The 9,740-nt window shown below is 71.1% G+C and carries 9 protein-coding genes and 1 tRNA gene; 2 read left to right on the plus strand and 8 right to left on the minus strand.

Annotation, left to right across the window (positions count from 1 at the left end):
- Positions 1–107 precede the first annotated feature (107 nt).
- From pth to ACR2FV_RS00950, 5 genes are all read right to left on the minus strand, one after another.
- Complete coding sequence (gene pth, locus ACR2FV_RS00930) at positions 108–704, minus strand: aminoacyl-tRNA hydrolase (protein WP_434013854.1); 597 nt, start codon at positions 702–704, stop codon at positions 108–110.
- A gap of 82 nt (positions 705–786) precedes the next feature.
- Positions 787–1,467: a 50S ribosomal protein L25/general stress protein Ctc gene (locus ACR2FV_RS00935; protein ID WP_434013855.1), complete on the minus strand. Its 681-nt coding sequence runs from the start codon at positions 1,465–1,467 to the stop codon at positions 787–789.
- 246 nt (positions 1,468–1,713) lie between these two features.
- Positions 1,714–2,697, minus strand: coding sequence for a ribose-phosphate diphosphokinase (locus ACR2FV_RS00940; protein ID WP_434013856.1), 984 nt, complete (start codon positions 2,695–2,697; stop codon positions 1,714–1,716).
- Positions 2,694–4,118: a bifunctional UDP-N-acetylglucosamine diphosphorylase/glucosamine-1-phosphate N-acetyltransferase GlmU gene (gene glmU / locus ACR2FV_RS00945; protein ID WP_434013861.1), complete on the minus strand. Its 1,425-nt coding sequence runs from the start codon at positions 4,116–4,118 to the stop codon at positions 2,694–2,696. Before glmU ends, ACR2FV_RS00940 begins: the two co-directional genes overlap by 4 nt.
- Positions 4,119–4,223: 105 nt before the next feature.
- Positions 4,224–4,302: transfer RNA gene (locus tag ACR2FV_RS00950), tRNA-Gln, on the minus strand.
- A 120-nt stretch (positions 4,303–4,422) separates the two neighbouring features.
- Between ACR2FV_RS00950 and ACR2FV_RS00955 the strand changes: the two genes are divergently transcribed.
- Both ACR2FV_RS00955 and ACR2FV_RS00960 read left to right on the plus strand, forming a co-directional pair.
- A complete protein-coding gene (locus ACR2FV_RS00955) occupies positions 4,423–5,067 on the plus strand; it encodes a TetR family transcriptional regulator (protein WP_434013857.1) in 645 nt (214 codons plus the stop codon).
- A gap of 195 nt (positions 5,068–5,262) precedes the next feature.
- Positions 5,263–6,180 (plus strand): hypothetical protein, encoded by a 918-nt coding sequence (locus tag ACR2FV_RS00960; RefSeq protein ID WP_434013858.1) that lies wholly within the window; start codon positions 5,263–5,265, stop codon positions 6,178–6,180.
- A 16-nt stretch (positions 6,181–6,196) separates the two neighbouring features.
- Here the strand turns inward: ACR2FV_RS00960 and ACR2FV_RS00965 are convergent, their stop codons facing one another.
- The 3 genes from ACR2FV_RS00965 to ACR2FV_RS00975 are packed head-to-tail and all read right to left on the minus strand — an operon-like array spanning position 6,197 to position 9,726.
- Positions 6,197–6,757 carry a MarR family winged helix-turn-helix transcriptional regulator gene (locus ACR2FV_RS00965; protein ID WP_434013859.1) on the minus strand — a complete coding sequence of 187 codons (561 nt, stop codon included), beginning with the start codon at positions 6,755–6,757 and terminating at the stop codon, positions 6,197–6,199.
- A gap of 58 nt (positions 6,758–6,815) precedes the next feature.
- Entirely contained in the window at positions 6,816–8,729 is a 1,914-nt protein-coding gene (locus ACR2FV_RS00970; RefSeq protein ID WP_434013860.1) for an ABC-F family ATP-binding cassette domain-containing protein, read from the minus strand.
- Between the two features lie 22 nt (positions 8,730–8,751).
- Positions 8,752–9,726 carry a 4-(cytidine 5'-diphospho)-2-C-methyl-D-erythritol kinase gene (locus ACR2FV_RS00975; RefSeq protein ID WP_434013862.1) on the minus strand — a complete coding sequence of 325 codons (975 nt, stop codon included), beginning with the start codon at positions 9,724–9,726 and terminating at the stop codon, positions 8,752–8,754.
- Between the last annotated feature and the right edge of the window lie 14 nt (positions 9,727–9,740).

A 9,740-nucleotide genomic window follows, 5' to 3' on the forward strand; every position in this document is an offset into this window, starting at 1 on the left:
GCGCCACCATTCCTGGTTCACCATTCTTGAGTCCCCATTCTTGAGTCACCCCCGGCTGGCTCGTGCACTGACACGGTCCGGCCGACAGAGGCTCCCGAGCGAGCCGCTCAGCGCGAGTGGAAGCGCTGTTGCGCGGCCTCCAGGCCCAGGTGCAGCAGGTCGTGCACCGCGTCGACGCCGTCGCCGATCAGCAGCTCGACGTCGACCCGGTCACGCGCCGGGAAGTCGGACAGCACGTAGTCGGCCGGGTCCTGCCGGCCGGGCGGGCGGCCGACCCCGAGGCGCACCCGCAAGTAGTCCTTGCTCGACAGCGACTGGCTGATCGAGCGCAGCCCGTTGTGACCGCCCTCGCCACCGCCGCGCTTGAGCCGGACGGTCCCGAAGTCGATGTCCAGCTCGTCGTGCAACACCACGGTCCGCTCGAGCGCAATCGAGAAGAACTTCGCCACGCCGGCCACCGGCCCGCCGGAGACGTTCATGTAGCTCATCGGCTGGGCCAGCACGACGCGCGGACCGGGTAGTCCGCCGGGCATCGTGCCGAGCCGGATCTCGCTGACCCAGGCCCGAGCCTTGTGCTGCTTCGGTGCGACCCCGGCCTGGTGAGCCAGCTCCGCGAGGACCATCGCGCCGATGTTGTGCCGGTTGCCGGCATACCTCGGCCCGGGATTGCCCAGCCCGACGACGAGCCAGGGGTCCGCGTCCACCGGTCTCACCCCTTCTGGGTATGCAGCTCAGCCAGCCGTGCGGGCACCGGCCAGGGCCGACACCCGCACCACCGGATGCGGCTCAGCTCTCCTCGGACTTCTCGTCGTCGGAGGCAGCGTCGTCGCCGGCCTCCGTGGTTTCGGAGTCCTCGGTCTCCGGCGCGTCCTGCTCGATGCCGGCTTCGGCCTCGGCCTCGGCCAGCTCGGCCTCCAACGCCTCCTCCGAGATCGCCTGGGTGACGTTGACCACCAGCGCCTCGGGATCGGTGATCAGGGTGACGCCCTGCGGCAGCTCCACCTCACCGGCCAGGATGTGCCGGCCGGCCTCGAAGCCCTCGACGGACAGCGTGAACGACTCGGGGATCTTGGTGGCGTCGGCCTCGACGGTGATCTCGTTGCGGTCGACGGTGACGTAGGTCTCCGGCGCGGTCTCACCCTCGACGTGGATCGCGACGTCGACCTCGACCTTCTCGCCCTTGCGGATGACCACCAGGTCGACGTGCTCGATGACGCGCTTGATCGGGTCGCGCTGCACATCCTTGGCCAGCGCCAAGTGCTCTTCGCCCCCGACGTCCAGAGTGAGCAGGGCGTTGCTGAGCTTCAGCGCCATCATCGTGTCGTGGCCGGGCAGGGCCAAGTGCAGCGGCGGGGTGCCGTGGCCGTAGAGCACGGCGGGCACCTTGTCGGCGCGACGGATCCGGCGGGCGGCACCCTTGCCGAACTCGGTGCGCCGCTCGGCGGTGATGCGGGTCTGGTCGGACATGCTGGCCTCTTTCACGATGTTCACGGACGGCGACGACAGGGGCCTCGACGTAGGACACGACGCGGGCGGGTGGACGTGGAGTCAACGCGACAGGGGCGGGCTGAGCAGCCGCGCACCACCGCGTCGATCACGGAGCCGAGGTGGTGGACCAGTGCGTCCGACCGACCGTATGGCGTCCCTCGCCGAGGCAACCCGGCCGAGTCTACGGCAGGGGGCGATTCAGCAAAAACCGGCGCACGACATACCTCAGGCCTGGCCGTCGAACATGTCGGTGACCGACCCGTCCTCGAACACCGCCCGGATGGCCCGGCTGATCAGCGGAGCGATGGACAGCTCGGTGATCTTGGGCATGGCCCGGGTCTCATCGGTCTGCGGCAGCGTGTTGGTGACCACGATCTCGCGGGCCACCGAGTCCGACAGCTTGTGCACCGCGGAGCCGGAGAAGATTGCGTGCGTGGCCGCGACGACCACGCTCGCCGCACCCTCGGCCATCAGCGCGTCCGCGGCCTGGCAGATGGTGCCGCCGGAGTCGATCATGTCGTCGACCAGCACGCAGGTGCGCCCACTGACCTCGCCGACCACGCGGTTGGCCACCGACTGGTTGGGCCGGGTGGTGTCCCGGGTCTTGTGGATGAAGGCCAGCGGGGCACCGCGCAGCCGGCGCGACCACTGCTCGGCGACCTTGATCCGCCCGGCATCCGGCGACACGACGGCCAGGTGCTCGCTGCCGTAGTTGTCCCAGACGTAGTCGGTGAGGATCGGCAGCGCCATCAGGTGGTCGACCGGGCCGTCGAAGAAGCCCTGGATCTGGGCGGTGTGCAGGTCGACGGCCATCAGCCGGTCGGCACCGGCGGTCTTGAACAGGTCGGCCATCAGGCGTGCGGAGATCGGCTCGCGACCGCGATGCTTCTTGTCCTGCCGGGCGTAGCCGTAGAACGGCAGGACCACGGTGATCCGCTTGGCCGAGGCGCGCTTGAGCGCGTCGACCATGATCAGGTGCTCCATGATCCACTCGTTGACCGGGGCCGTGTGGCTCTGCAGCACGAACGCGTCACACCCGCGCACGGACTCGTCGAACCGCACGAAGATCTCGCTGTTGGCGAACTCGTGCGCCTGCATCGGCACGATGTCGCTCTCCAACGCATCGGCGACCTCCGCGGCCAGCGCGGGGTGGGCGCGCCCGGCGAAGAGCATCAAATTCTTCTGGGTGGTGCGCACGATGCCGGTCATGCCTGGGGGCTCTCCTCGGTATGCGGTGCGCTGGCTGCCTCGGCGGCCTCGGCCTGCGGGGTGCCGGGTCGCCGGGACTGGGCCCAGCCCTCGATGTTGCGCTGCGGAGCCACATTGATCGCGAGCGCCCCTGGCGGGACGTCCTTGCGGATCACCGTGCCGGCTCCGCTGCCGGCGCCGTCGCCGATCGTGACGGGTGCGACATACATGGTGTCGCTGCCCATCCGGGCGTGGCTGCCGATGGTGGTGCGGTGCTTGGCGACGCCGTCGTAGTTGACGACCACACTGGAGGCGCCGATGTTGCTGTGCTCGCCGATCGTGGCGTCACCGACATAGGTGAGGTGGGGGATCTTGGAACCGGTGCCGATGTCGGAGTTCTTGGTCTCCACGAAGGTGCCGATCTTGCCCTTCGCGCCCAGGACCGACCCGGGCCGCAGATAGGCGAACGGGCCGACACTGGCGCCGGCGCCGATGACGGAGTGCTCGCCGTGGGTGCGGATCACCGTGGCACCGTCGCGGATCTCCACGTTGGCCAGGGTCGTGTCCGGACCGATGGTGACCTCGGCGCCGATGGTCGTGGCGCCCAGCAGCTGGGTGCCGGGGCGGATGACGGTGTCCTGCCCGATGCTCACGTCCGCGTCGATCCAGGTCGTGGCGGGGTCGACCACGGTGACCCCGGCGCGCATGTGACCCTCGACCACCCGCCGGTTGAGCTCAGCGCCCAGCTTGGCCAGCTGCACCCGGTCGTTGACGCCCTCGGTCTGCCACAGGTCCTCGATCAGGTGCGCGGAGACCCGCAGCCCCTCAGCCCGGGCGATGCCCAGGACGTCGGGGAGGTACTTCTCCCCCTGCACGTTGTCGGTGCCCACCTGCCGCAGCGCCCGGCGCAACAGCGCCGCATCGAAGGCGTAGATGCCCGAGTTGATCTCCGCCACGTCCAGGGCGTCGGCCCAGCGGCCGCCCTGCTCCCGGGCCGCCACGGCATCCTTGTGCTCCAGGATTGTCTCGACCGCACCGGTCTCGTCCCGCAGCACGCGCCCGTAGCCGGTCGGGTCGGGCAGTCGCGCGGTGATGATGGTGACCGCGGAGCCCTCCTGCTCATGCCGGGCCGTCAGCTCGGTGAGGGTCTGCCCGGTCAGCAGCGGCACGTCGCCCATGGTCACCAACACGGTGCCGGTGAGGTCGTCGGGCAGCACGTCCAAGCCACACTCGCAGGCCCGGCCGGTGCCCTTGACCTCGTCCTGGTCGGCGATCAGGGCGGTCTCGTCGATCTCCGCGATGTGTGCGGCGACCAGTTCGCGCTGGTGCCGGACGACCACGGCGAGGTGCTGCGGGGCGGCCTGGCGTGCGGCATACAGGGCATGTCCGACCAGCGACCGACCGCCGATGCGGTGCAGCACCTTGGGGGTGGCGGACTTCATCCGGGTGCCCTCGCCCGCAGCGAGGACCACGACAGCAGCGGGAATGCTCACGAGTAACGACTCTAACTCGCCCCGGCGATGGGTGCGGACCGCGGACCGACCGCGCTCCCCGGGTAGGAATCGAACCTACGTCGCTAATCCTGATTCAAAGTCAGGCGGCCCCTGCCAGCAGAGCAACCGGGGAAGACCCCCGGCACGCCCGGGGAACCCGACAAGGGTAGGCCAGTCGCGGTGCTCGCGTGGCCGCGCACGCCCGAGTCGGCGGGTGGACCGTGCTCTGTGCGGTGGTTGACATGATGGGGGTATGTCGACTCCCAGCAAGGCCAGCGTCGCCCGATCGCGGATGACCGGCCCGCAGCGGCGCGAGCAGCTGATCGACGTGGGGCGGCGACTGTTTGCCGAGAAGGGCTTCGAGGGCACCAGCGTCGAGGAGATCGCCATGGCGGCGGGGGTCTCCAAGCCCGTCCTCTACGAGCACTTCGGCGGCAAGGAGGGGCTGTATGCCGTGGTCGTGGACCGCGAGATCCAGGCCCTGCTGTCCGCGATCACCTCGGCGCTGTCCCAGGGAGGCAACTCCCGCGCACTGCTCGAGTGTGCAGCGCTGGCGCTGCTGGACTACATCGAGTCCTCGACCGACGGCTTCCGGATCCTCGTGCGGGACAGCCCGCCCGGACAGGCGACCGGCACCTTCGCCTCGCTGATCAGCGATGTGGCCACGCAGGTGGAGCACATCCTGGCCGCGGAGTTCAAGCGCCAGAAGCTGGACCCCAAGATGGCCCCGCTCTACGCCCAGATGCTGGTCGGCATGGTCGCGATCCCCGGGGGCTGGTGGCTGGACTCGCGCAAGTTCAAGAAGCACGACGTCGCCGCTCACCTGGTCAACCTGGCCTGGAACGGTCTGGCGGGCATGGAGTCCCATCCCACCCTGCGCACCCAGCGACCCTCCTGAGCCTGCGGAGGCGGGCCCTGGGCAGGCGGAGGCGTCCCCCGAGCCCGCGGAGCCCAACTGCGCGGCCTTGCGTGCATCGCGCCGTGTCCGCCCACGGCGCAATGCACGCTATGCCGCGCAGTGTGAGGTCAGCGTTGTCCACAGGTCGCTCTCTCTCGTCGGCGCAGCACCACCGCATTCGGGCAGGCTGCACAGGTGCACCCCGACCTCACCCGGCTGACCGCACTCGCGGAGGGCGTCTTCGTGCGGGCCGACCTGGTGGGCACGGGCCACACGGTCCGCGAGCTGAGGACGTGGCTGCGCGAGCGGCACGTCCGCCAGGCGTGTCGCGGAGTGTATGCCGTAGGGCCGGTCGGCACCGGTCCGCAGGATCGTCTGGACGACCTGACCCGGGGGTTGGCGCGACTGCACGGTGAGCGCATCGCAGCGAGTCATCACAGCGCGCTGCTGCTGCACGGCCTCGCCACCTACGACGTGCCCATGGGCGTGGCCCAGGCCGTGCGCACCTCAAGTGGGATGGACTCCTCGGCCCACCTGCGGATCTGGCGCCCGCGCCGCACGCCGGAGATCGTCGTGGTGGGCGGTGTCCGCACCGTCACCGCAGCGACGGCCATCGCCCAAGTGGCCGCCGGCTACGGCCTCAGGCCCGGAGTGGTCGCCGCCGACTCAGGGTTGCACCGTCTTCGACTCTCGCGCGCCGCGATCGAGGCAGCCGTCGGGCTGCTGGGGGAAGGTCCGGGTGTCGGCGCCGCTCGCATCATGCTCGAACGGCTCGACCCAGGGGGCCAGTCACCGGGCGAGAGCCTCCTGCGACTCGCCGCGCAGGACCTGGGGTATGCCGTGCAGACCCAGTTCCCGGTGCTGGACCAGGACGGCCGAGCCTTCGCCTACGCCGACCTGCGCATCAAGGGCACCCGGAGCCTGTGGGAGTTCGACGGTGCGATGAAGTACGACGGCGTCCAGGGCCGGGAGGCCCTGGTGCAGGAGAAGATCCGCGAGGATCGAATCCGGGCACGCGGCTGGGCTCTGGACCGAGTCGTGTGGAAGGAGCTGGCCGACGTGCCACAGCTGGCCCAGCGTCTCCGAGCTGCCGCGGCAAAGCTCTCCACGTGATCACCGAGGGGGTGACTCAAGGCCGGTAGTGCTCCAACGGACCGAGCAGTGATCGTAAGGAGACGACCAGCCGCTCCCGCGCTTCGTCGTCGAGCGGCTGCAAGAACTCGTGTTCCAGCCCCACCAGGCGCGTCAGCGCGTCGTCCACGCAGCGCTGCCCCTCCGGCGTGAGACTGACCAGCACCGCGCGGCGGTCTCCCGACGAAGCCGTCCGGAGCACGAGGCCACGGGCGACCAGCCGATCGACCCGGTTGGTCATGGTGCCACTGGTCACCAGCGTCTCCCTCAGCAGCTCCCCCGGGGTGAGCCGGTAGGGGTCACCCGCTCGCCGCAGGGCCGCCAACACGTCGAACTCCCAGGGTTCCAGATCGCTGTCCGCGAATGCCTGCCGTCGTGCCCCGTCCAGTCGCCGCGACAGTCTGGAGAGCCTGGACATGATCGCCAGCGGGCCGACGTCGAGGTCAGGTCGCTCCCTGCGCCACGCGGCCACAATCCGGTCGACGTCGTCCTGGGCCTGGTCCACGACAGCACAGTAGCCGTGCCAGGCGCCGTGCACATTGCGCGGCTTTGCGTCCATTGCGCCCCTTCCGGACGCGGCGCAATGTACACAAGGCCGCGCAATGCAGGCCGGTCGCTCAGGGGTCGGCGAGCTCGGCGGCTTCGAGCCATTGGATCTCCAGCTGCTCACGCTCGGTATGCAGCTCGTCCAGCTCACGGGACAGCCGCAGCGTCTCCTGGGCATCCGTGGCCGCCGTGACCAGCTGCCCGTGCAGCCGCTCCTCGCGCGTGGCCAGCTGAGTCAACGACCGCTCGGCGCGCGCCACCGCCTTGCGCGCCTCCCGCTGCGCCGCCGCCGGTGCCGGGGTCGCGGCACCCGAAGCAGCACCCGCCCCTGCACCAGAGGCAGCGGAGCGCGACGCAGCACCAGAAGCAGCACCCGCCCCTGCGCCAGAGGCAGCGGACCGCGACGGAGCCGCGGCCCCGACCGCTGAGCCAGCACGCCGCCCGCGATCAGCGGAATCCCGCATCTCCTGGCGCAGTCGCAGATACTGCTCCACCCCGCCGGGCAGGTCCCGCAGCGAGCCGTCACCCAGCAGGGCGACCTGGCGGTCGGTCATCCGCTCCAGCAGGTAGCGGTCGTGCGAGACCACCAGCAGCGTGCCCGCCCAGCCGTCCAGCACGTCCTCCATTGCCGTGAGGGTGTCGATGTCCAGGTCGTTGGTGGGCTCGTCCAGCATCAGCACGTTGGGCTCGTCCATCAGCAGCCGCAGGAACTGCAGCCGCCGGCGCTCCCCGCCGGACAGGTCGCCGACCCGGGAGCGCTGCCGCCCACCCGAGAAGCCCAGCCGGGTCGCCAGCTGCGAGGCGGAGACCTCCTTGCCGCCCAGCATCGTGAAGCTGCGCACCTGGGTGATCGCGTCGATCACCGTCTGCCCCGCCAGCGGGTCCAGCTCGCGCAGGTCCTGGCTCAGGGCCGCGATCTGCACGGTCTTGCCGGTCTTCAGCTTGCCCGCGGCCAACGCCAGCTCCCCCCGCAGCACCCGCAGCAGTGTGGACTTGCCGGCGCCGTTGACCCCGACGATGCCGTAGCGGTCGCCGGGCCCCAGGCGCCAGGTCACCCGCTCCAGCAGGGTCCGCTCCCCCAGGACCGCTGTGGCCTCGATCAGGTCGAACACGTCCTTGCCCAGCCGGGTCGTGGCGAAGCGCACCAGCTCGACCTCGTCGCGCGGGGCCGGCTCCCCGGCGATCAGCGCCCCGGCCGCCTCAATCCGGAACTTCGGCTTGCTCGTCCGCGCCGGCGCCCCGCGCTGCAGCCAGGCCAGCTCCTTGCGCAGCAGGTTGGCCCGGCGCTCCTGGGTCACGGCGGCGATCCGGCTGCGCTCGGCCTTGGCCAGGACGTAGGCGGCATACCCGCCGTCGTAGGTGTGCACCGCGCCGTCGTCGACCTCCCAGGTGCGGGTGCTCACGGCATCGAGGAACCAGCGGTCGTGCGTGACGACGAGCAGCCCGTTGTCGGTGCGGGGCCGTCGGGAGGCGAGGTATGTCGCAAGCCAGGCCACTCCTTCGACGTCGAGGTGGTTGGTGGGCTCGTCGAGCAGCAACAGGTCGGGATCGGCCACCAGCAGCGCGGCCAACGCCAGCCGGCGCCGCTCCCCACCGGACATCGGCCCGACCACAGCGTCCCAGCCTCCGAGGGCGGTGGCGTCGAGGTCGCCGAGCAGCCCGTCGACGATCTCGCGGACCCGGGCGTCGCCGGCCCACTCGTGCTCGGCGAGGTCACCGAGCACGACGTCGCGCACCCTGGCCTCGGGCTCGAGGTCGTCGGTTTGGGCCAGCATCCCGACGCTGACCCCACCGGTGCGCACCACCCGGCCGCTGTCCAGCTCCCGGGCGCCGAGCAGCAGGTTGAGCAGGGTGGACTTGCCCCCACCGTTGCGCCCGACGACCCCGACCCGGTCACCCGGCGACACCCCCACCGACACCCCGTCGAGCAGGACCTGGGTGCCGACGACGATCGTGGCGCGGTCCAGGGCGACCAACGGCGCCATCAGTCGGTGACCGGTTGCGGCATCAGCCGGTGCCGAGCTGTGGCCCCGGGCCGCGCGATCCGATCACGCCGGCGCCCGCGACCGGACCGGTCACGCGGAGGATGTCGCCGGCCGGTCCACGCGCCGCCAGGCCCATCGACAAGTCGAGGGCCTCGGCCTGCGAGCCGACCAGGAAGGCCACGGTCGGTCCTGACCCGGACACCACCGCACCTCGGGCCCCCAGGTCGAGCCCGGAGTCCAGCACCTCCTGCAGCTGCGGGCGCAGCGACAGCGCCGCGGCCTGGAGGTCGTTGTGCAGGGCCGCGCCCACGGCGTCGGGCTCCATGGTGCGCAGGCCGGAGACGAGGTCCTGGGAGACCACCGGCGACGGCACCTCCGCCTCGCCGCGCAGCCGGTCGCACTCGGCATACACCTCCGGCGTGGACAGCCCCTCCTCGGCGGTCACCCAGAGCACCCAGTGCAGGTCGCCGCGGGAGAGCACCGGTGAGATCTTGTCGCCGCGTCCGGAGCCCAGGGCGGTGCCGCCGTGCAGCAGGAACGGGACGTCTGCGCCCAGCTCGGCGGCCAGCGACTCCAGGTCGTCGCGCAGCACCCCGAGGTCCCAGACCTCGGCGCACCCGACCAGCGCCGCCGCGGCGTCGGCCGACCCCCCGGCCATCCCCGCACCGACCGGGAGGTTCTTGTCGATCGTCAGCGCGACGGGGCCGCAGGACGCTTCGGAGCCGACGATCGCGGACGCCCGCTCGGCCAGCAGCTGCGCCGCCCGCAGGGCGATGTTGTCGGTCGAGCCCGGCACCTGGAGCGCGTAGTCGCCCACCGTGCGCACCGACCAGTCCGCGGCCGGCTCGACCATGACGCGGTCGTAGATGCTGATGGCCTGGAAGACGGTGGCCAGCTCGTGGTAGCCGTCCGCACGCAGGGGCCCGACGGACAGGGCGAGGTTGAGCTTGCCGGGCACCCGGACGGTGACCCCTTGTGCAACGACAGCCTCGGACATGTCCCCAACCCTAG

It is taken from the genome of Ornithinimicrobium sp., assembly GCF_051004135.1.
Classification (GTDB): domain Bacteria; phylum Actinomycetota; class Actinomycetes; order Actinomycetales; family Dermatophilaceae; genus Ornithinicoccus.

What these genes read in the sequence shown, in the direction of transcription:
- ACR2FV_RS00935 (WP_434013855.1), bottom strand. Translation starts at nt 1,467, where the DNA reads ATGTCCGACCAGACCCGCATCACCGCCGAGCGGCGCACCGAGTTCGGC.
- ACR2FV_RS00940 (WP_434013856.1), bottom strand. Translation starts at nt 2,697, where the DNA reads ATGACCGGCATCGTGCGCACCACCCAGAAGAATTTGATGCTCTTCGCC.
- glmU (WP_434013861.1), bottom strand. Translation starts at nt 4,118, where the DNA reads ATGAAGTCCGCCACCCCCAAGGTGCTGCACCGCATCGGCGGTCGGTCG.
- ACR2FV_RS00955 (WP_434013857.1), top strand. Translation starts at nt 4,423, where the DNA reads ATGTCGACTCCCAGCAAGGCCAGCGTCGCCCGATCGCGGATGACCGGC.
- ACR2FV_RS00965 (WP_434013859.1), bottom strand. Translation starts at nt 6,757, where the DNA reads ATGGACGCAAAGCCGCGCAATGTGCACGGCGCCTGGCACGGCTACTGT.
- ACR2FV_RS00970 (WP_434013860.1), bottom strand. Translation starts at nt 8,729, where the DNA reads ATGGCGCCGTTGGTCGCCCTGGACCGCGCCACGATCGTCGTCGGCACC.
- ACR2FV_RS00975 (WP_434013862.1), bottom strand. Translation starts at nt 9,726, where the DNA reads ATGTCCGAGGCTGTCGTTGCACAAGGGGTCACCGTCCGGGTGCCCGGC.